Annotated in this window: 19 protein-coding genes and 5 pseudogenes; 15 read left to right on the forward strand and 9 right to left on the reverse strand. The window is 68.7% G+C overall.

Annotated elements, in window-relative coordinates:
• The first annotated feature begins 26 nt into the window (after nucleotides 1-26).
• The 4 genes and pseudogenes from P8A20_RS38870 (at nucleotide 27) to P8A20_RS37620 (ending at nucleotide 2,340) form a co-directional block, all read left to right on the forward strand.
• Nucleotides 27-317, forward strand: coding sequence for a hypothetical protein (locus P8A20_RS38870; RefSeq protein ID WP_371934451.1), 291 nt, complete (start codon nucleotides 27-29; stop codon nucleotides 315-317).
• 432 nt (nucleotides 318-749) lie between these two features.
• Nucleotides 750-1,070: pseudogene (locus P8A20_RS37610) on the forward strand (SMI1/KNR4 family protein); the annotation flags it as partial.
• 29 nt (nucleotides 1,071-1,099) lie between these two features.
• Nucleotides 1,100-1,279 (forward strand): hypothetical protein, encoded by a 180-nt coding sequence (locus P8A20_RS37615; protein ID WP_306105477.1) that lies wholly within the window; start codon nucleotides 1,100-1,102, stop codon nucleotides 1,277-1,279.
• Between the two features lie 566 nt (nucleotides 1,280-1,845).
• A complete protein-coding gene (locus P8A20_RS37620) occupies nucleotides 1,846-2,340 on the forward strand; it encodes an HIT family protein (protein WP_306105328.1) in 495 nt (164 codons plus the stop codon).
• A gap of 533 nt (nucleotides 2,341-2,873) precedes the next feature.
• On the opposite strand, the gene P8A20_RS37625 is transcribed toward P8A20_RS37620, so the two are convergent.
• The 6 genes from P8A20_RS37625 to P8A20_RS37650 all read right to left on the reverse strand — a co-directional run bounded on the left by P8A20_RS37625 (nucleotide 2,874) and on the right by P8A20_RS37650 (nucleotide 8,620).
• The gene (locus tag P8A20_RS37625) at nucleotides 2,874-3,380 is read right to left on the reverse strand and encodes a nuclear transport factor 2 family protein (RefSeq protein WP_306105329.1); all 507 of its coding nucleotides are present in this window, start codon (nucleotides 3,378-3,380) and stop codon (nucleotides 2,874-2,876) included.
• Entirely contained in the window at nucleotides 3,377-4,843 is a 1,467-nt protein-coding gene (locus tag P8A20_RS37630; protein WP_306105330.1) for an FAD-dependent oxidoreductase, read from the reverse strand. The genes P8A20_RS37625 and P8A20_RS37630 overlap by 4 nt, the downstream gene beginning before the upstream one ends.
• Nucleotides 4,836-5,672 carry an SDR family NAD(P)-dependent oxidoreductase gene (locus P8A20_RS37635; protein WP_306105331.1) on the reverse strand — a complete coding sequence of 279 codons (837 nt, stop codon included), beginning with the start codon at nucleotides 5,670-5,672 and terminating at the stop codon, nucleotides 4,836-4,838. Before P8A20_RS37635 ends, P8A20_RS37630 begins: the two co-directional genes overlap by 8 nt.
• Before the next feature lie 100 nt (nucleotides 5,673-5,772).
• On the reverse strand, nucleotides 5,773-6,588 hold the full coding sequence (locus P8A20_RS37640) for an SDR family NAD(P)-dependent oxidoreductase (protein WP_306105332.1): 816 nt from the start codon (nucleotides 6,586-6,588) through the stop codon (nucleotides 5,773-5,775).
• Entirely contained in the window at nucleotides 6,585-7,928 is a 1,344-nt protein-coding gene (locus tag P8A20_RS37645; RefSeq protein WP_306105334.1) for an MFS transporter, read from the reverse strand. The genes P8A20_RS37640 and P8A20_RS37645 overlap by 4 nt, the downstream gene beginning before the upstream one ends.
• A gap of 236 nt (nucleotides 7,929-8,164) precedes the next feature.
• Nucleotides 8,165-8,620, reverse strand: coding sequence for a nuclear transport factor 2 family protein (locus P8A20_RS37650; RefSeq protein ID WP_306105335.1), 456 nt, complete (start codon nucleotides 8,618-8,620; stop codon nucleotides 8,165-8,167).
• 204 nt (nucleotides 8,621-8,824) lie between these two features.
• Between P8A20_RS37650 and P8A20_RS37655 the strand changes: the two genes are divergently transcribed.
• The gene (locus tag P8A20_RS37655) at nucleotides 8,825-9,487 is read left to right on the forward strand and encodes an IclR family transcriptional regulator (protein ID WP_306105336.1); all 663 of its coding nucleotides are present in this window, start codon (nucleotides 8,825-8,827) and stop codon (nucleotides 9,485-9,487) included.
• A gap of 201 nt (nucleotides 9,488-9,688) precedes the next feature.
• On the opposite strand, the gene P8A20_RS37660 is transcribed toward P8A20_RS37655, so the two are convergent.
• Entirely contained in the window at nucleotides 9,689-10,360 is a 672-nt protein-coding gene (locus P8A20_RS37660; RefSeq protein WP_306105337.1) for an IclR family transcriptional regulator, read from the reverse strand.
• 439 nt (nucleotides 10,361-10,799) lie between these two features.
• On the opposite strand from P8A20_RS37660, the gene P8A20_RS37665 reads away from it, so the two are divergent.
• The 8 genes and pseudogenes from P8A20_RS37665 to P8A20_RS37700 all read left to right on the forward strand — a co-directional run.
• Nucleotides 10,800-12,002, forward strand: a complete 1,203-nt coding sequence (locus P8A20_RS37665; protein WP_306105338.1) for a homogentisate 1,2-dioxygenase — start codon at nucleotides 10,800-10,802, stop codon at nucleotides 12,000-12,002.
• 5 nt (nucleotides 12,003-12,007) lie between these two features.
• A complete protein-coding gene (locus P8A20_RS37670) occupies nucleotides 12,008-12,886 on the forward strand; it encodes a hypothetical protein (protein WP_306105469.1) in 879 nt (292 codons plus the stop codon).
• Complete coding sequence (gene fahA, locus P8A20_RS37675) at nucleotides 12,883-14,088, forward strand: fumarylacetoacetase (protein WP_306105339.1); 1,206 nt, start codon at nucleotides 12,883-12,885, stop codon at nucleotides 14,086-14,088. Before P8A20_RS37670 ends, fahA begins: the two co-directional genes overlap by 4 nt.
• Complete coding sequence (locus tag P8A20_RS37680) at nucleotides 14,088-14,840, forward strand: CoA transferase subunit A (RefSeq protein ID WP_306105340.1); 753 nt, start codon at nucleotides 14,088-14,090, stop codon at nucleotides 14,838-14,840. The genes fahA and P8A20_RS37680 overlap by 1 nt, the downstream gene beginning before the upstream one ends.
• Complete coding sequence (locus P8A20_RS37685; RefSeq protein ID WP_147958319.1) at nucleotides 14,837-15,469, forward strand: CoA transferase subunit B; 633 nt, start codon at nucleotides 14,837-14,839, stop codon at nucleotides 15,467-15,469. Before P8A20_RS37680 ends, P8A20_RS37685 begins: the two co-directional genes overlap by 4 nt.
• 185 nt (nucleotides 15,470-15,654) lie before the next feature.
• Nucleotides 15,655-15,930 (forward strand): annotated as a pseudogene (locus P8A20_RS37690) (PadR family transcriptional regulator); the annotation flags it as partial.
• Nucleotides 15,927-16,409 (forward strand): annotated as a pseudogene (locus P8A20_RS37695) (hypothetical protein); the annotation flags it as partial. The pseudogenes P8A20_RS37690 and P8A20_RS37695, both read left to right, overlap by 4 nt.
• A 142-nt stretch (nucleotides 16,410-16,551) precedes the next feature.
• A pseudogene (locus P8A20_RS37700) lies at nucleotides 16,552-16,850 on the forward strand (transposase); the annotation flags it as partial.
• A 221-nt stretch (nucleotides 16,851-17,071) separates the two neighbouring features.
• Here the strand turns inward: P8A20_RS37700 and P8A20_RS37705 are convergent.
• Nucleotides 17,072-17,372 (reverse strand): annotated as a pseudogene (locus P8A20_RS37705) (DUF2637 domain-containing protein); the annotation flags it as partial.
• Between the two features lie 310 nt (nucleotides 17,373-17,682).
• Here P8A20_RS37705 and P8A20_RS37710 point away from each other — a divergent pair.
• Together P8A20_RS37710 and P8A20_RS37715 are read left to right on the forward strand one after the other, a co-directional pair.
• A complete protein-coding gene (locus P8A20_RS37710; RefSeq protein WP_306105341.1) occupies nucleotides 17,683-18,927 on the forward strand; it encodes a ParA family protein in 1,245 nt (414 codons plus the stop codon).
• Nucleotides 18,924-20,045, forward strand: coding sequence for a ParB/RepB/Spo0J family partition protein (locus P8A20_RS37715; protein WP_306105342.1), 1,122 nt, complete (start codon nucleotides 18,924-18,926; stop codon nucleotides 20,043-20,045). Before P8A20_RS37710 ends, P8A20_RS37715 begins: the two co-directional genes overlap by 4 nt.
• A gap of 217 nt (nucleotides 20,046-20,262) precedes the next feature.
• On the opposite strand, the gene P8A20_RS37720 is transcribed toward P8A20_RS37715, so the two are convergent.
• On the reverse strand, nucleotides 20,263-20,673 hold the full coding sequence (locus P8A20_RS37720) for a transposase (protein WP_306105343.1): 411 nt from the start codon (nucleotides 20,671-20,673) through the stop codon (nucleotides 20,263-20,265).
• Nucleotides 20,674-20,683 lie beyond the last annotated feature (10 nt).

Raw genomic sequence — 20,683 nt, forward strand, 5'->3', positions numbered from 1 at the left:
TCTGTTAGTTCAGAGAACGGACCACGATCGTCGACTCGACCAATCTCCACGTACACGTCAGGACCAGCCTGCTGGCCCGCGCCCGCTACTGGCAACGCCCCACCGTCGCCGTCCTGTTCGACACACCACTGGCAACGGTCGAGGCACAGAACGCGGCCCGCGACCGGATGGTGCCCCAGCGCCTCGTGCACCAGCTCCACCAACTGCTACCCACCGTCGACCAACTGCACGACGAAGGCTTCGCCACGGTCCGCCTGGCTTCCGCCCTAACCACCACCGGGGCACCCGATGAGCGACATCAGCACCGGCATCGGTAGGCGCGACAACCACGTTGCGACCATCCCCGACACCCATCCCCACCGGCTGCTTCTGATTCCTCGACTCAGACTGGACGCTGTGCCGCGCGCCGCGCTGCGGCGCTCGTATCCAAACCCCCAAAGCCAGAGTCATGTGACCGGCTCAAGGCCGGATCCGACGTCCTCGGGCAAGGGCTCAACAGGGCCCTCGCTCTTCCAGACCAGCCGACGGCCATGCGTAGGGCAGTACGCCTGAACCGAGTCCTCAACCGGGAAGTCATGGCCCCAGCCGTCGCCCACACAGCGGGTCACCGATCAGCCTCCAGCTCGGCGCAGGCCGCCCCATCAGGGCAGGCCCGTGGGAACCAGCTGTAAGAACAACCCTCCGCCAGCCTGTGCCGCTGCTCGCCGAGGTCCTGTCAACTGTCGGACGTGGCTCCTACGATGCTAGGCATGGCGCGCTTTGAGAATCTCCAGCAGTCCCTGTGGGACACCGGTATCGACTACGGAGTGCAGCCGCCCGTGACCGACCGGGTGATTCTGGAGGCCGAGCGGCTGCTGAACGTCACGCTCCCCGACTCCCTGCTCGTTCTGCTGCGACAGCAGAACGGGGGCCGGGTCACGAGCAGCCGGAATGCTTTCCCTACGAGAGGGCCGACCTCATGGAGTGCCGACCACGTCCTCTTCGACAGCTTGCTGGGCATCGCCCACCGCGAGCGAACGATATCCATGCTCGACAGCCCGTACCTGGTGGAAGAGTGGAACCTCCCCGCCCCAGTTGTGCTGGTCTCGGGGGACGGGCCTTGCTGGATCGGACTCGACTACCGGGCCTGTGGCCGGAGCACGCGGAACCCTCCGTCACCTGGTTCGACGCGGACAACAACTCGGAGTTGGCCCTCGCTCCGGACTTCCAGTCCTTCATCGAGGACCTCACCTCGGCTAGCGGGTTCGAGAATGTGAGGAGCGACGGCTCATTCGGCTGAGCCCGCACGCGAAGCGCGTCCGTACTCCCGGCAAGGCCAAGTCCCTGCCTTGAGCCCGGCAGAGGGCAAACGTTGCTTGATGCGGCACATAGGCCTGGTTTGTGCCTCCCAGACGTGGGTGACCCGGCTGGGCGGCCGTCCAGGAAGACCGCGAAGTCGCCACTGCCGGGTGATTGTCAGGGCGACGCCGGTAGTGGTGCCGAATCTCGCGTAGTCCACGATCAGCGGTAGTTCCTTTTCCGCGAACTCGTCCGGTATCACCAAGGGGCGAAAATAGGCCCGATAGGGTTGTGGCAACAGCAAATTCGCCGTACAGCCCGGTCTCAGGCTAGGGCACGGCAGTCACGGAAGGGATCGGGCATATCCTGGCTGGGTCGCCGGGGGCGGTGGGCACGGACGTCATGCAACAGATCGTGCCCTGTCGACGGCTATGGCTGCACGGGCGAAGGATTCTCGACGCGCGTGTCGTCCGACAGCGGCCGGGCACACGATGTCCACTACCGGGAGTGGTTCCTGCGGCCGGCCTTTGTGCTGTGGGGAGATCCCCGCTCTGGTGGAGGTGTGCCATGTCGTCCGTGGGCCGCAAGCTGTTCGATCTGGAAGCTTACGAGGCCAGGGCCCGTCTCGGGCCGTGCTTCGTCTGCGCGTTCTTGAAGGGAGAACCCGGCTACGAGCACGAGCTGGTCTATGAGGACGCGGACCATGTGGCGTTCCTGGATCGGTGGCCGACGCTGCCGGGCAAGGTTCTCGTCGCGCCCAGGGAACACGTGGAGGATGTGGTCAGCGGGTTCTCGGACGACGGTTACCTGCGGATGATGCAGGCCGTACGCCGTGTGGCGCTCGCGGTCGAGGAGGTGCTGGCGCCGGAGCGGGTGTACCTGCTGTCCTTGGGATCCCGGCAGGGAAATCCGCATGTCCACTGGCATGTCGCTGCCCTGCCGCCTGGGACCCCCTACGAGCAGCAACAGTTCCATGCGCTCATGACGGAGCACGGGGTCGCCGATGTGGCGCCGGCCGAGACCGCGAGGATCGCGGCCAAGTTGCGGCGGCGCCTGGCCTGACGCCCGCTGTTCCAGGTCAGCCTGGAGCAACTCTTGACCGACACCCCCTCGACAGCCCCGGCGCCGGACCGGCCGCCAGTTGAAGCCGAAGCTGTGATCGACATGCTCAACCGCGGTGCCAGCGAGAACGACGAACCGCTGCCGCTGGCCACGCTCAAGCGACGCCTCACCTATTGCTGCGAAGCTTTCCAGGCATGCCACTACGGGGCCCTGCGGCAGGGCTGTGTCAGTCGCGGGAGTCACACCGTGCATCCTTCAGGACCGACACGGCTTCACACACCCGCATTTCAGATGACCTGCTCACGCCTCTGCTCCGTCCCTCGGGTGAAGTGCAGAGAAGCACCGCCGAGAACAAGATGGTGCCGATCAAGTCCAGTTCGGGGTCATGAGTTTTGACGGACCCGATCCATACCACCTCGCCGGCCGGCCACCGCACTGGCTCTGAGTCGCTACGGCCGACGACGGAAGCCGGCCACACGATCCCGCGCCGCGCGGCCGACACCGACCGGGGGCTCGCCCCCGCTGCTCACGGCCTACGCTTGGCTCCGATGCCTCCAGCTGTACACGGGGTCGGTTCCATCGCGTCGCGATGCGACCCAGTCGGGAGCCAAGCCGTCGGCCATACGGATGACGCGCGACTCGTCGAACACAACGACCCGGTCGGCGATGCCCCAGGAACCGTCGCGACGCTCGAACCGGTCGACGTAGCGGCAGCGGATGATCGCCAGATCCTGCTCCCCGCCGGGTTCGGCTGGGGCCTGCCGCAGGAAACACAGGCAGTACGACTCGACGTCGGCACTGTGCTCGCCCGTGAATTCCACCAGCACGTTGGAGATGAAGTGCTGGGAGGAGTCGATGGTGCGGTGTCGGGCGCGGATGTCCTCGACGAGCCCGGCGGCGTCCCCCGTGTACCCGCCGTGGACGTCGACCGCATCGTCGAAGTAGCAGGCCGCTATGGCGTCGTAATCCAGTCGATCCACCGCCCGGGCGTAGCGGAACAGGACGTCCTGGATCTCGAAACGGTCGTCGGCGCGGCTCATGCGGGGGCCTTGTCGGTCGGGGATGAGGACGCGACCGCGTGGGCGGCCGCCTCACGGCCGGCGACCCGGCCTAGTACCAGGGCGTGGGCGACAGAGTTACCGCCGCCCACGTAGCGTTCGCCGAGGATTCCGCCGGCTGCCTCGCCTGCCGCGTACAGGCCTGGCAGAGCTCGGCCGTCGGTGCCCAGCACCCGGGTCCGGGCGTCCACCTCAAGGCCGGTGTGGGTGCAGACCAGTTCGGCGGGGAGCATCCGCACCGCGAAGAACGGTCCGTTCGCTATAGGGGCGAGGTGTGGGTCGGCGCCCTTGGCGGCGAGGGATTCGTGGCGCAGGTAGTCTTCGTCGGTGCCGTCGGCGAACAGGGCGTTGAAGCGGGTGACGCTCGCGGTCAGGTGATCCGGGGGCACGTCCATGAGGTCCGCGAGTCGCTCGAGGGTGTCGGCGCGCAGGACGACGCCCTTGGCGGCCTCTTCCAGGATCCGGTCGGCGTCCCAGTCGGCGTAGCCGGAGGGCAGGGACATGCGGGCGTCTTCGTCGAACACGGACCAGACCCAGCCGCCGTGGTCCTTGAGGATGCCCGGGCTGACGGCGTACGGGGCGTCCTCGTCCATGCAGCGTCGGCCGTCCAGGCTGACGTGGATGCGGGAGGCGGGCGGGAATCCGCTCTGCCAGTGGTGGTACCGCTGGAATTCGGCGGTCACCAGGAGCAGGCCCCAGCCCTGGCCGAACAGTGCGAGGCCGTGTCTCTCGGCGATGCCGACGTGGTCGCCCCGTGAGCCGGGCGCGGCCACCACGAAGAGTGCGTCCCCGGCGGTCTCGGCCTCGGGAAGGAACCGGCGGACCAGGTCGGGGTCAGCCGCGAGGCCGCCGCTGGCGATGACGACGGCCGGGGCGGTCGCCTCCTCGCCGTCCAGGAGGACGCCGCGGACGGCGCCGTCCCGTACCACCAGGTCCTCCACCCGGCTGCCGAGGGCGAGGTCCACGTGGAGTCGTGCGCGGGCCTTGTCGAGCACCTGCACCAGTCCGTAGCCCTGGTCCTTGGGGACGTGGCCTCGCCAGACGTCCTCCACCCCGGCCCGGGTGAGTCCCGGCTGGTGGGCGCTGCGCGACACCTGGGCGGGTATCTCGACTCCGAGTTCGAGCAACCACTCGACGGTGCTGCTGGACTCCTCGCAGAACATCCTGACGGGGCCGGGCCTGACCCGCCAGCCGTTCAGGTCCATGTAGTGCTGGAACATGCGGAGCGGCGAGTCGTCGATGCCGAGGCTCTCCTGGACGCTGGTGGCCGAGGCGGTCAGCAGCCCGGCGGAGAGCTGGGTGGATCCGCCGATCTCGTCCTCGGCCTCCAGCAGCAGTACGCGTGCGCCCGCCTCGGCGGCCGAGACGGAGGCTGCCAGGCCGGCGCCGCCTGCGCCGACCACGATGACGTCGTAGTCGTATGCGGTGTCGTGGGGTTCAGACATGCTGGGAACCGCCGTCCACCGGGATGCTGATGCCGGTGATGTACCGGGCGCTGTCCGAGAGGAGGAAGTACAGGGCGGCGAAGACCTCCATGGGCGCGCCGATCCGGCGCAGCGGGACCGTGGTGAGGGCGCGGTCCATCGCTGCCTGGTCCTCGCGGATCCAGCGGGTCATCTCGGTGTCGATGTAGCCAGGGGCGATGGAGTTGACGCGGATGTTGTCGGGGCCGAGCTCGACGGCCATGCAGGTCGTGAGGTGCCGCACGGCGGCTTTCGAGGAGTTGTACGTGGCACGGGTCGGCCGTGCGCGGACGGCGGCGACCGAGGACATGTTGACGATCGCGCCGCCACCGACGGTGCGGAAGTGGCGGGCAGCGGCCTGTCCGCCGTACACGACGCCGTTGACGTTGACGCCGTAGGTGAGTGCGAGCTGTTGGGGCGTGATGTCGGTGAAGCCGGCCTGTGGGAAGACGCCGGCGTTGTTGACCCACAGGTCGAGGCGGCCGAACTCACGCAGGGCGGTGTCGACCAGTTCGTCGCCGGCGGCCGGGTCGGTGACGTCGGCGCCGACGCCGACCACGCGGCCCGCGCCGCTGGTGCCGGCGAGGCGGGCATTGATCTTCTCGGCGACGGAGGACATCTCCTCCTGGTCGAGATCTCCACCGACGCCGTTGACGCCTCGGCGTGCCAGTTCCTCGAGGAAGAGTGCGCCCATGCCGCGGCCGGCGCCGGTGACGACGACGGTGCGGCCGACCAGTTCGGGGTTGATCGCGGGGAGGACGTCGTGGTTGACGCGGCCGGGGTTGCTGTCGGGTGCCGTGGTGGTGGTCATGGGAGGTCCTTCAGGTGGGGTGTGGTGGGGCGTGGTTGGTTGCGGACCGGTGCTGACGCACGTCGGCGCGTCGGTCGTCGGCCGGTCCCGGTGGGGTGGTTCAGGGCTTTTCGGCCAGTCCCGCGAGGATGCGGTGGTAGAGCCCTCCGGACGTCAGTCCGCCGTCGACGACGATTTCCTCGCCCGTGATGTAGGTGGCGTCGTCGGACAGCAGGAAGGTAACGACGCGCGCGATTTCCTCGGGAGTGGCGAGCCGGCCCGCCGGGACCGACCGCACGCTCTCGTCCACGAAGGCGGTGTCGGGTGCCTGGTGGAGCAGGGGTGTGGCGGTGAGACCCGGGTGCAGTGAGTTCACGCGGATGCCGTGCGCGGCGAGTTCGAGCGCGCCGACCTTCGACAGCCCGCGGACGCCCCATTTGCTGGTGCCGTACGTGGCGGAGAAGTAGCCGACCATCCCGGCGATGGAGGAGACGTTCACGACTGCGGCGCCGCCGTCGTCGGCCCCACGCGTGAGTGCGGGGGTGAGCGTCTTGAGTCCGTAGAAGACGCTGGAGAGGTTGATGTCCATGACGCGCTGCCACTGTTCGACGGTGGTGTCGGCGATACCCGCGCGCAGGCTGACGCCGGCGTTGTTGACGAGGCCGTGGAGCGGCCCGGCGGTCTCCACCTCGTCGGCCAGCGCACTCCAGGACGCGGCGTCGGCGACGTCCAGGTGGGTGGCCTGCCCCGACCCGCCGACCGCCGCGAGTTCGGGGACGAGCGCCTCGGCGGCGGCGACGTCGATGTCGGTGGCCCAGACGTGCGCGCCCTCGGAGGCCAGTGCCAGGCAGTCGGCACGGCCCAGGCCCCCGGCGGCGCCGGTGACCAGGACGGCACGGCCTTCGAACCTACGTCGGCCGGTCTGTGTGCGGTTCACAGTTGCAGCTCCGTTCCGCGGGTCTCCTTGAGGAAGAAGGTGGCGATGAAGGTCATGAGGGCGGTGGCGATCAGGTATCCCGCCGGCGCCAGGTTGTTGTCGGTGGTGCTGATCAGGAGCGTGGCGATGAAGGGTGCTGTGCCTCCCAGCGCCATGTTGGTGACGTTGTTGCTCATGGCGATGCCGCTGTAGCGGTAGCGCGCCCGGAAGATCTCGGCGTAGGCGGCGAACGAGACGCCGTTGACCAGGCCGATGGAGAAGGTCAACGAGCACTGGGCGAGGACGGCGGCCACCGGGCTGCCGTCGCGCATCACCATGAAGGCCGGGAGGGCGATGAGGGCGGTGATGCCACTGCCGAAGAAGAACACGGGGCGGCGGCCGATGCGGTCGCCGACGTATCCGGCGATGGGCAGGCTGATCACCGCGGCGACCATGGCGATGCACGTGGAGGTGAACGCGAAGTCGGCCGAGCGTCCCCCCTCGGTCTGGAGGTAGCTGGCTGCGTACACACCGGCCACGTAGTAGCCGCCGACGATCAGCGCTCCGAGGAAGATGACCAGCACGATCTGGCGCCAGGCGTGGGTGAACACGTCGGCGATGGGGTACTTCGCCACCTCGACCGAGTCGCTCTCCTGTACGGCCTCGAACTGCTCGGTCTCGGGCAGTTGCCTGCGGATGTAAAGGCCGATCAGGCCGATCACCGCGCTGAGGAGGAAGGGGATGCGCCAGGCCCAGTCGTGCAGGGTGTCCTCGCTGACGGCCGAGGTCAGCACCAGTGCGACCAGGGAGGCGGCCAGCGAGCCGAGGTAGGTGCCGGTGTTCACGAACGAGGTCTGGAACGCGCGTCGGTGGGCCGGGGCGTGTTCGGACACGAAGGCGTTCGCGCCGCCGAGTTCGCCGCCGGCCGCGAAGCCCTGGAGGCAGCGGCACAGCACCAGGAGGCAGGTTGCCCAGATGCCGAGCGTGGCGTACGAGGGGATCAGCCCGATGCCGGTGGTGGCGACGGCCATCAGCAGAATGGTCCAGGTGAGGGCCTTCTTGCGGCCGTACTTGTCGCCCATGTGACCGAAGAGGATGCCTCCGGGGGCCCGGAGGAAGAAGGCGACCGCGAACGCGGCGAAGGTGGAGAGCAGTGCCGAGTTCGGATCGCTCTCGACGAAGAAGTGCGCGGCAAGGAGGGTGGCCATGTAGCCGTAGATGCCGAAGTCGTAGTACTCGACGACGGTCCCGAGGATGGCCGCTCGGATGACTTTCAGAGTGGAGGCCGGGTTCGCGGCGGCCTCGGACGATGCCTCTCCTGGTTGGTTCGTCTGCGTCGCTTGGGGTGCCAGGTCTGCCATGGATCGGTCCTTAGAACGCGCGAAAGCTTGAGTGGAGCACTGACTGGCATGGCGACTTCTGGGGGGCGGGATCGCTGTCACATGCCCGAGGCAGTGCGGGTCGGGACGGGTGCCGGTGCTTTCGGCGGGAGGGGGTGCCGGTCGTCGCCCGGACTTCTCACCGACGCTCCAGGCTCGTGGCCCGGCCGGACGTCGACGTAGGGGTGTCGTGCTGTGTGCGGGCCCGGTCCGGGGCGTCAGGCCTGGGGGCCGGCGGGGGCGTCGTCGCGGCGTACGACGCGGGCGGCGATCCGCCAGCCGGCGCCGTCGTGGACGACCCGGTCGGTGAGTGTGGTGAACCGTTCGGTGTGCGGTGTCCCGCCGCGGGGTGTCGCGATGATCTGCAGATATGCCGCCACCTGCAAGGTTCCGTCTCCGTCGTCGCCGGTCAGCGCCACATTGCTGACCATGTGCCGGCGCACCACGTTGTCCGCGGCGCAGTCGGCGGCGAACCGTTGCGCGAACGCGGTCAGTCCGGCGGTGCCGGTCACCGGGGCGGGATAGGAGGGTGAGGTGAAGCTGCCGTCCGCGGTGAAGGTCGCTGCCCATTCCGCGGCGCGGCCACCGTCGATGAGGTGGCTCTGGAGGTGGTACAGCTGGTGGATTTCGGCCAGCTGGGCGCTGGCTGAAGGCGCGGGCGCGTTGGGGTTCATACGGAGATCCGTTCGGCTCGTGTCCTGCTCCGGCAGTCGTCCGAGCCGCTGGAGAGGAGAGCTTGCGAGACATCAAGGTGGTGTGCGATATTCGCACCACCTGTGCGAATAATGGGAGCATAGGTAGCTGGCTGAAACCCGTCAAGGGATGAATTCGTGACTTCACCTCCGCCGACCAGGTCGGTCCCCGAACTCGATGCTGGTATGTCCAAGACGCTGCACCACGGACTGCTGCTGCTCAGAGTCCTCTCGGAGCAGCAGCAGGGCTTGACCGTCAGCGAACTGGCGGACGCCATCTCGGTGCACCGCACGGTCGCACACCGCTTGGTGCGCACCCTGGAGGCACATCAGCTGTGCCGCCGCGACCACCAGCGCCGGATCGTCCTGGGAACGGGCCTGGTGTCGCTGGCCGAACCCGTACAGCAGGATCTGCGCGCGTTGGCCCGCCCGGTCCTGGACGAGCTGGCCGAGAGCACCGGGGCCACCGCACACCTGCTGGTCCAGGAGGGCGCCGCTCTGATGCGCGCTCTCATGGTGGTGGAGCCGCGCGGCGCCCTGGTCCACGTGTCCTTCCGGCCTGGTCAGACCCATTCCATCGAGCAGGGTTCCGGCGGCGTCGCCGTACTCGCCCACGGCCCGTACCGGGATGGTGAGCGCGCGGAGGTCACCGAGGCTCGCACCAAGGGGTACGCGGTCACCACGGGCGAGGTCATCCCCGCCGTGACCGGCGTCTCCGCCGCGGTTCCGTCGGGCAACGGGACGGCGGCGGCCAGCATCGGTGTCTCGGTCTTCGAGTACACCGACCTCGACCAGCTCGGCACCATGGTGGCCCGTGCCGCGAGGAGCCTGGGCGAACTGCTCGGCTGACGGGTCCGGCCGGTCGCTCCGGCGGGCGCCGTCCCGCTCGTCGTCCGCGGCACCGCCCCCGTCGGACACCCGGGGCGTCGGCCGCGGCAACGGCACGTCCGACGCCTGCCCGCGGGTCTGCCGACGGGGCGCCGCCCGTGAAGACTGCGAACGCCGTGCCGGTCCCGGGGCGCGGCGTCCGTGGTGCTGGTGAGGCGGAGTTCAGGCGCGGCTGAGCCGTGCGAGCCGGGCGGCCGCCTCCCTCACCAGCTCGCCGAGACGATCGACGTCGACCTCCCCCATGGCGACCGTGCCGACGGACGCGCCGAGCAGGTGCGGCACCTCGAAGCCCGCCGCCACCCCGACGGCTCCGTGCTGAAGCTCCCCGGCGGTAACGCTGTACCCGGCCTCCCGTGCTCGTCTGACAGCCTCGGAGTCGCTCTCCGCTGCGGGCTGGAGCGCCAGGATGGCGATGCCGTTGGCTCCCCGGTCCAACGGGTGACCGGCTCCGATGCTGTAGCTGACCTGGAAGATCGTCTGCCGGGCGGGTTCCGCGGACAGCACGGGGACACACGCGTCGCCCCCCTGGGCCAGGGAGAGGAACGCGGCCACCCCGGCGGCGTCGGCGAGTTCCTGGAGAACCGGTCCGGCCGCGCGAATCAGCTGGGGCTGGAAGCGGCTCGCGAAGACGACCGCGCCGGCCCCGAGCCGGATCTTCTTTCCCACGCCCCGGGCCACCAGCGCGTGCTGCTCGAGCGTGTCGACAACGCGGTACGCCGTCGCCCGGTCGGTGCCGAGCTGTGTCGCGATCTCGGCGACCGTGAGGCCCTCGGGGGCGAGGGAGATGAGGCTGAGGGCACGCAGGCCACGGTCCAGGCTCTGCAAGGTGGCCACGTGGGCATCCTCCTGTGTCGGCTCCGCGGGGCGTAGCTCGCCGCGGCTCCGGGCATGGAGTGCGGCCACTCGAAGGTTAGTCACCCCCACCGCCCGATGTGCCGACGGCTCCCCGCGTCCGCCGCCGCCGCGGCCGCGCGTACCGGGCCCCCGGCTCGGCCGATCAGCGGCACAGCAGCTCTTGACCGCACTCGGGACGCGAACTATGTTGCATCCAGGTTTCGGACAGCGCACAAAAATGTGCGCCAGGCGCACATCCGGGAACAGTGGCGACATCTCCAGCACGACGTCGCCGGCCATGCACCCAAACCGCACGGCCTACGCGCACCACTCGGCGCAGCTCGCAGCCCTTCCCCGCGTCGCACCTGCCTGGTGCCGCCTGCGTCCGCCGCTGCGGGTGTCCACCGCCACAGGGCGACCGCCGACAGGAGGGACAGACATGCCGTACTACCGCGTGGCGGGAAGCGTCCCGCCCAAGCGCCACACTCAGCACCGCGCACCCGACGGGTCGCTGTACTTCGAGGAGCTGATGGGAGAGGAAGGCTTCTCGTCCGACTCCTCGCTGCTCTACCACGTGAACATCCCGTCAGCGATCATGGCGTACCGGAGCTGGGAGCTGCCGGACCAGTCGCTCGTCCCGAACCATCCGCTGACACCACGCCACCTCTCCACGCACAGCCTCTTCGGCGAGGACGCTCCGGAGGCCGACGCGGTGACCGGCCGGAGGCTGTTGCTGGGCAACGGGGACGTGCGGCTCTCCTACGTCGTCGCCAGTACGGCCAGCCCGTACTACCGCAACGCAATCGGTGACGAGTGCCTCTACGTCGAGTCCGGTGCGGCTCGAGTCGAGACCGTCTTCGGAGATCTACCGGTGGACGACGGCGACTACGTCGTCATCCCCCGCGCGACGACGTACCGGATCGTCCCGGACGGCACGGTCCGGCTGTACGCCATCGAAGCCAACTCCCACATCACCCCCGCCAAGCGCTATCTCTCCCGTTACGGACAGTTCCTGGAGCACTCCCCGTTCTGCGAGAGGGACCTCCGCGGCCCCGAGAACCCCAGGGTCGTGGCGGAGCAGGACGTCGAGGTGTACATCAAGCACCGCGGCAACGGCCCGGGGGGAATCGCGGGCACGGTACACACGCTGCCCCACCATCCCTTCGACGTCGTCGGCTGGGACGGCTGCCTCTACCCGTACGTCTTCAGCATCCGCGACTTCGAGCCTCTCACCGGCCGGGTCCACCAGCCGCCGCCAGCCCACCAGGTGTTCGAGGGCGACAACTTCGTCATCTGCAACTTCGTGCCGCGCAAGGTCGACTACCACCCCCTCGCCATCCCGGTCCCGTACTACCACTCCAACGTGGACTCGGACGAGGTGATGTTCTACTGCGGCGGTGACTACGAGGCCCGCAAGGGGTCCGGAATCGGGCAGGGCTCGATCAGTCTGCACCCCGGTGGCCACCCGCACGGACCGCAGCCCGGCGCGTACGAGCGTTCCGTCGGAGCGGAGTTCTTCGACGAGCTGGCGGTCATGGTGGACACCTTCCGGCCGCTGGAACTCGGTGCGGCAGCACGGGACTGCGACGACGGCGTCTACGCCTACTCATGGTCCAAGAGCGGCAAAGAGACGGCCCGGTGACGGGCATGCCTTCCGGCGCCGGAAGGGTCCCACCGGAGCTGTTCGCCTCGTTCTGCGACGACGCCGCGGTGTTCCCACCCGGCGAGATACCGCTGGCCGAGGCGGTGCCCGCGCACCTGGGGCACGTCGCCGCCGCCCACGCGCCGCTCGTAGGGCCTCTCGTGGTTCCGCAAGCACGGCTGGCCGAGCTGGCGGAGCTGACGACCGCGTACGACGCGGAGTCCGTGGAGCTCTCGGTCACGGTGCCCTCACCCGAGGACGCGGCGCACGCGCGGGCCTCGGTCAGCGCGCTGCGGGCAGCTCGGCTGCGGTTCCTCGAGGTCGCCGTTCCCGACGGCATCCCCGCCGTGGAGATCGTGCCCCGGCTGGCCGCCGCCCTGTCGAACGCGGACGACGGCCCCCTGGTGACCGTGTACGTGGAGGTGCCGCGCGACGAACGCCGGGCCGAGCTGATCGCCTCGCTGGCGGACTCCCCGTACCTGGCGAAGTTCCGCACCGGCGGGACGCGGGCCGAGCTGTATCCCGACGAGCGGGAACTCGCGCGCGCCGTGCACCTCGCGGTGGGCGCCGGGGTCCCGTTCAAGGCGACGGCGGGGCTGCACCACGCGGTGCGCAACACCGATCCGCGGACCCTGTTCGAGCAGCACGGTCACCTCAACCTGCTCACGGCCACCGGCGCCGCGCTCGACGGAGCCGGCGAAATGGAGATCGCCACAGTCCTGGCCGAACGCGACGCCGCCACGGTCGCCGGGCTCGTCCGCGCCCTGTCGCCCCAAGTCCGCAAGGCCTTCCGCTCTTTCGGTACCTGTTCTCTCGCCGAGCCGGTCGGTGAGCTCGCGGCTCTCGACCTGCTCGGCCCGGACCTGACCAAGGACCTCCTGTGACCGCATCCGCCACCGTCCGCCTCGACGTGCCCCGAGAAGACCTGTTCGGTATCCACAACCTGCCCTACGGGGTGTACTCGCTGCCCGGCCGCGACCCCCGGGTCGGCACCCGTTACGGCGAACACGTCGTCGACCTCGCGACGCTCCTGGGCGACGACGTGTTCGCGGGCCCGACGCTCAATCCGTTCATGGCCCAGGGCTACGACCGCTGGGTCCAGGTGCGATCCGCTGTCACCGCCGCGCTGAAGGAGGACGTACCCCGGGATGCGCTGCACCCCGCCGCCGACGTGACCCTTCATCTGCCGTTCGACGTGGCCGACTACGTCGACTTCTACGCGTCGGAGCACCACGCCGCCAACCTCGGACGGCTGTTCCGCCCGGATAACCCCGAGCCGCTCATGCCGAACTGGAAGCACCTCCCGGTCGGCTACCACGGCCGGTCCGCCTCAATCGTCGTCTCCGGGACCGACATCATCCGCCCCGCCGGACAGCGCAAGGGCCCGAACGACCCGGCACCGGTCTTCGGACCGTCGGTACGCCTCGACATCGAGGCCGAACTCGGCTTCGTGGTGGGCACCGGCAGCGCGCCCGGTGAGCCCGTCGCGGCCGGGCAGGCGGAGAAGCACCTCTTCGGCGTCGTCCTCTTCAACGACTGGTCCGCCCGGGACATCCAGGCATGGGAGTACGTGCCACTCGGGCCCAACCTGGGCAAATCGTTCGCTTCTACCGTCTCCCCCTGGGTCGTTCCGCTGCTGGCCCTGCAGGAAGCAAAGGTGCGCACCCCGGTCCAGGAACCGGAGGTCCTCCCCTACCTCGCGCTCGACGAGCCCTGGGGCCTGGACATCGGCCTGGAGGTCGAGTGGAACGGCCAGGTCGTCTCCCGGCCGCCGTACGCAGCCATGTACTGGTCGCCCGCGCAGATGCTGGCCCATCTCACGGTCAACGGAGCACCCACCCGCACCGGCGACCTGTTCGCCTCGGGCACCATCTCGGGGCCGGCCAAGGGGCAGCGCGGCGCCTTCATCGAGCTGACCTGGGGCGGGGCGGAGCCGGTGACGGTCGCCGGGGAACAGCGGACGTTCCTGGAAGACGGTGACGAGGTGGTGCTGAGCGCCACCGCTCCCGGAGCCGGCGGCACCCGCGTCGGCTTCGGTGAGGCGCGTGGGCGCGTCGTCGCCACGCGACACGGCCGGGAGATCTGATGGACAAAGTGGTTCCCTCCGCCGCCGAGGCGGTTGAGGACATCGGTTCCGGAGCGACGTTGGCAGTGGGCGGCTTCGGCCTGTGCGGCATTCCCTCCGTGCTGATCGACGCCGTCCTCCGATCCGGCGCCGACCGGCTCCGGGTCGTCTCCAACAACGCCGGTGTCGACGACTGGGGACTCGGTCTCCTGCTCGCCGCAGGCCGGATCCGCCGCATTGTCGCCTCCTACGTGGGGGAGAACAAGGAGTTCGCCCGGCAGTATCTCGCCGGTGAACTGGAGGTCGAGCTCACGCCCCAGGGAACGCTGGCCGAACGGCTGCGTGCCGGCGGCTCAGGCATTCCCGCGTTCTTCACCGCCACCGGTGTCGGCACGCAGGTGGCCGAAGGCGGCCTGCCCTGGAAGTACGACAGCGCCGGTGACGTCGAGATCGCCTCACCGGTCAAGCAGACCCAGGAGTTCGACGGCGGCACCTACGTCCTCGAGCGCGCCGTCGTGGCGGACGCCGCACTGGTACGGGCCGCCCGCGGGGACCGGCACGGCAACCTGGTCTTCGACAGGGCCGCCCGCAATTTCAACCCCCTGGCCGCCATGGCGGGCCGGATCTGCATCGCGGAGGTCGAGGAACTCGTCGAGCCCGGCGAACTCGACCCCGACCACGTGCACTTGCCCGGCGTCTACGTACACCGTGTTGTCGCGCTGTCGTCCGAGCAGGCCGCTGACAAGCGGATCGAGAAGAGGACGGTGCGATGAGCTGGACCCGCGAGCAGATGGCGGCCCGTGCCGCAGCGGAACTGTCTGACGGTGACTACGTCAACCTCGGCATCGGTCTGCCCACGCTGGTGCCCAACCACATCCCGGCGGACGTGGAGCTGGTGCTCCAGTCCGAGAACGGCATCCTCGGCCTCGGCCCCTACCCGGCCGAGGACGAGGTCGATGCCGACCTGATCAACGCCGGCAAGGAGACCGTCACCGTCCGCGCCGGGGCCTCGTTCTTCGACTCCGCGACCAGCTTCGGCATGATCCGGGGCGGCAAGATCGACGCAGCGGTCCTGGGAGCCATGCAGGTATCGGCGAAGGGGGACATCGCGAACTGGATGATCCCCGGAAAGATGGTCAAGGGGATGGGCGGGGCGATGGACCTAGTGCACGGTGCCAGGAGGGTCATCGTCCTGATGGAGCACGTCGCTCGGGACGGGAGCTTCAAGATCGTCGAGGAGTGCTCCCTGCCCCTCACCGGAAAGCGGGCCGTGCAGCGGATCATCACGGACCTGTGCGTCCTGGACGTCACCACCGAGGGCCTGCGCCTGGTCGAACTGGCACCGAACGTCTCCGTCGGGGACGTCAGGGCCAGGACTCAGCCGGAGATCAGTTGCGGATAGCGGAACCCGTACGACCGGACAGGTCCGAGCCGGGCGTTCAGACGTCGGCCTGCACGGCGTGGACGGGCGACGCGGGCCGCAACCCGCACGGCGGGGACGGCGCACACCAGCCAAAACTTCCATCACAGCACGTACCGCCCGGGGACCGGTTCCGCCCAGCTGCGGACATCAGCTGATCTTCCCGGCCTTGGGGCGGTTACGGCATCATCAAGGCTGCCCAGCAGGCCACCGACGGCAGGCTCCGGATCACTGTCGGCACGCTCTACGGGGCGCTGGAACGGATGGAGCGGGCCGGGCTGGTGGCCGCCGGCCAGGAGGAGATCGTGGACGGGTGGGCGCGGCGCTACTTCCGGCTAACCGAGGACGGCACCGAGGCGCTCGGCCAAGAGGCGCTGCGGATACAGCAGGCGGCGGCCGTCGTCATCGGACGGGCGCGGGATGCCGGAGCGGCATCAGCGTGAACCGTCTGCTGCTCGCTGCCTCTCCCAAGTCCTACCGTTCCCGGCAGGGCAACGAGTTGTTGGCCTGCCGGACCGAGGCGTATCCCGGCCGTTCCTGGCCGCCGCCGCGGGAAGTAGCCGCCTTGGTGCGCGCCGAGGTGCAGGCCCATGCCCGCGCCACCGTTGACGACACCACTCGGCCGTGGTGGCTGGACGGCGTCCAACTGGCCGCCCTGACCCTCGCCGCGCTGGCGCTGGCGCTGGTTCCGTACTTGCAGAATGTGTGGCGCTGCGCATCGACCCCGGACAGCACGCCATCGCCTTCCACTTCTCCAGCTGGTATCCGTGGGCCGGAGGTCCCACGCGGATACGACTGCTGCCCTACGGGCTGCTCCCGCTGGGCTGCCTGATCGCTCTACTTCGTGGCAGAGCGTGGATCACCCTGCCGGCCGCAACAGCCATGATCTGGGCTGGCGCTACTTCCCACGGCCGCACGCACTCCCGCAGGAACGGTTCCAGCCGAAGATGTCCGTCACCGGTCGAAGACCTGAAGGGCTTCGAGGCAGGAGACGACCCATCACGCCTCCTCCTCGTCCTCCAGCCCGCCACCGCGAGTGCCACTGCGGTGACAGCGCTCATCACGTCATCACGTCCTGGAAGGGACAGCACCGCTCGGTCAGCGGGCATGAGGGCCTGTACGAAATGCAGGAGATCGTCAACGCGATCCTGTACCAGGCCTGGGTGGGCTGCCAGTGGCGCTACCTGCCGCACGACTCCCGCCGCACACCGCGGTGTACTACTACTACGGCAAGTGGCGCGACGACAATACCGACCAGGTGACCCATGACCTGCTGCGTTGGCCGGTGCGCGAGGACCGCGGCCGGAGCGAGGACCCGTCGACGATCGTGATGGACACCCAGACCGTGCACGCCTCGGTCGATCACCATGCTGCCGGTTCGACGCTCGGGAGCCAGCGCCTGTGACTGGCGAGGCGCCGGTGCGAAGGCGTTGAAGGACCCGGTCGGATACCCCGGTGCAGTTGCCGATGCCGTGGCGCCCGGCGGGGTTCAGTCATCATCCGGCTGTGCTCGGCGTCCGCCGGCCAACTGTCCTGCGTTGATTGCTGCAGGGCCTCTGGTTACTGATCAGCCAGCAGATCCGGCGCCCGGGGCGCGGGGACAAGCACAGGAGGAACCTCGCTACCTGCAGCGTGGAGGGCTGCCAGGGCTGTCCCGGCGAGCGGGACGCCACACTTCGCCAGACGCAGCGGCATCATCGACTCAACGGACGCCTCGCGGCGCCAGTTGCGGCCGAAGCACGCCTAAAAGCGCGCCTTGTCGGACGCCCTCCATGTGCTTGTCGGCCGTGATGTCCGCGATCCGGCCCACGGCGTGCCACGCCGCCTCGACGGCGACGACGAACAGGATCGGGATCGCCGCGTGCATCCCGGTACCCAGCGGGTCGGCAGGTTCGCCGGATCTGGTTCACAGCTGTGGAGCACCATCTTTCCGGCGAAATTCATTTATGACGCAAAAGCGAACGACTGGAAGGGGCCACAGGCGGTCGAAGTCGGTGGTGCCGGGGTGATCGGATGCGGCATCAGCTGCGGGGCCGCCAGTCGGCCGCACAGCCATTTTTGTCGCTCCAGGCACTCTGCCTTCGATGCGCGGGGCTGCGCCATTACGCGGTAATAACGCACTACTGATGCCACCTCAGGGCATTAACTAACGTGTCAATGATGAAGTTGATCTATGACGTTAGTAAGGTATCCCCATGACTTCGTCTGACGCAGGCGACCGCGAGAAGGTCGTTTCCAAGCTGCCCCCCGCCCTGCAGCAGGACCTGAAGGTCCGTGCTGCACAACACGGCACCGACATCCAGCATGCTGTCGAAGCCGGCATCACTGCGTGGCGCCGCCTCGGAGCGAACCTCCCCGCCGCCGACACAGGAGGAGCGAAGCCGTTCGCGACCTTCCTCCCGCCAGGCCACTGGGACGAGTTCCGCGAGGACTGCACCGCCCGCAGTGTCTCGCTCATCCAAGGACTGACGCAGTCCGTACTGTTCTGGCTCGACACCAACCCCGCCCCCGGCGTCGTCCGGCCAGAACACCCCAAGCGGATCATCATCTGCAACCAGAAGGGCGGCGTAGGCAAGACCGCGCTCGCCGCTGGTGTCGGCGAAGCCTTTGCGGAGGACAGCGACCAGCTGCACCCCGTGCGCATCTCCAAGCACTTCGCCGCCGCCCTCCTCGAGCCCGACAAGGAACCGGCCTCCCCCCTCGACTACGAGGACCTCCCCGGGCTCGGACTCCGCGCCCTCCTCGTCGACTTCGACCCCCAGTGCCACCTCACCAACCAGCTCGGTCACGACCCACTGCCCATCGAGGGCGACTCCCTCACCAAGCACATGGCCGGCGAGGCCAAGGGCGACCTCAAAGACCTCATCGTCCCCATCGAGGACCCACGCTTCGGCAACAGACTGCATCTGTTGCCCGCGTGCACCGACGCGTTCCTCCTCGACGTGAAGCTCTCCAGCGTCCGCGCCCGCGAAGCAGCCCTCGAACGCGTCCTCGGAACGATCGAAGGCGACTACGACGTCATCATCATCGACTGCCCCCCGAGCCTCGGCCTCAGCATGGACGCCGCCGCCTACTACGGACGCCGCCGCGACGGCGAAGCCCCCGGCAACTCCGGCATCCTCATCATCGTCCAGGCCGAAGACAGCTCCGCCGACGCGTACGGACTCCTCACCAACCAGATCGAGGACCTCCGCGCCGACATGCACCTCGAACTCGACTACCTCGGCATCGTCGTCAACCACTACGACGCCCGCCGCGGCTACATCGCCACCTCCTCCCTCCAGTCATGGATTGACATAAAGGATCCGCGGGTCGTCGGCGTCATCGGGGACCTCAAGGAGCAGAAGGAAGCCGTCCGCGTGAAGCGTCCCCTCCTCGCCTACGCTCCCCGCTGCGACCAGGCCGTCGGCATGCGCGCACTCACCAGGGAGATCTCATGAGCAAGGCAGATACCCTGCGCGCAAGCGCGTCCTTCGGCCAAGCTAGGGGAGGCATCAGCGCCCGCCGCGCCGCAATCGAAGCCGCCGCCGCTGCCCCCACCGACGGCGCTCCCCCGCCACTGAAGCTCCCCGTCGACGTCATCAGCCTGAACCCCGACAACCCTCGGGAGGACTTGGGTGACCTGACCGACCTCGGAGCAAGCCTCCGAGACCACAAGCAGAAGACCGCCATCAGCATTATGAGCCGGTTCGCCTACCTGGAGGGCAACCCTGGTCGGGCGAACGACCTCGAGGACGGAACCAAGTACGTCGTCATCGACGGCAACTCGCGCCTCGCCGCTGCCCGCGAAGCAGGCCTCACCCAGATCAAGGTGATGCTCGACGACGAGCTCGGCAGCAACCCCGACGAGATTCTCGAATCCGCCTTCGTCGCCAACGTCCACCGTCAGGACCTCGACCCCCTCGACGAAGCCAAGGTCCTCCAAAGGCTCCTTGAGATCCACAAGACCCAGGACGCTCTCGCCGCCCGGCTCCACCGGTCACAGGGATGGGTGTCACAGCGCCTCGCACTTCTCGGCCTGACGCCGGAGCTGAAAGAGAAGCTGCAGACTGGTAAGGAGTCCGCAGCACTGCTGCGGCGTGTAGGGAAGAAGAAGCCCGAAGAGCAAGAGGAACACCTTCGCCGTCTGAAGGAGAAGGAGAAAAAGACCCCACAGAGGGGCGCAGCCCCGAAGCCTGCAGCCATCCCTGCCCCCACTCCCCCAGCTCAGGATTATTACGCCGTAATGACGCCCGCCCCGGACGGCGATCAAGGAGTGGACGGTCCGGATGCTGCAAGCAAGGCTGGCAAGCCCTCAAACGCGAGGCCCGCTCCCCGCGAAAATGACAACACTTCTCCCCCCTCGCAGCCCCGGCAGCAGGGCGAAGCGCTCATGGACGCCGCGTTCGATCAACTCGACGACGAGCAGCGAAGTGCCTTCATCCTCCGCTACTTCCGGCGCAGCACGGGGATCAAGGCGGTCACGGCCGACATGCGGGGGACCCTTCCTGCCGAGGCACGAAGCTCACTCGCAGACATCCTCCAGCAGGTTGCCGCAGGCCTGCGCGTAGACGAATAGCGTCTGCAAGTTGGGGAGCACTCCCCCACCGTGACGCAGATGGCCGGCTCCACATCGGTGGATGCCGGCCATCTGCATCGACTGGTAAGCACCTCTGAGAGTCGCTGTGGCCCCCTGGATCCGCTCGGTCAGACAAGTCGCTGCTGAGATTCAGGGCCTTCGCCTCGCACCACTCCCGCAGACCCGGATGCTGACCGTAGACCGCATCCGCGGCCACCTACGCGAATGGAGCACCGGCCGCAGCGCAGGGCCACCACTCAGCGCCCAGTTCCAGCTTGGAGGCGAAGCCCGTCTCATCCAGGACCAGCACCGCGCCGGCCTCGCCCAGGCGCTCGACCACGTATGACAGCACCACATCGCAGACCCCGTCCGCATCCCAGCGAGCGGCCCCCAGTAGCCGCTGCATCGACCAAGGCCTCGAAGCACTGGCCTGCTCTGCCAACTGCCACCCGTTCTTGCGCGGTACGTCAGCCAGCAGCTCCCTTACATAAGCGACCGCCGTCGCCCGCGGCTCCGACCGCTCGAAACACCCAGCACCGCGCGGCCCCAGACCAGCCAGCTCCGCACCCCACAGCTCCACCTGATCCGAAGTCACCACACGACGATCATTGCAGGCAGGATGAGCCATGCGGCGAGTG

The organism is Streptomyces sp. Alt3 (genome assembly GCF_030719215.1).
GTDB lineage: Bacteria > Actinomycetota > Actinomycetes > Streptomycetales > Streptomycetaceae > Streptomyces > Streptomyces glycanivorans.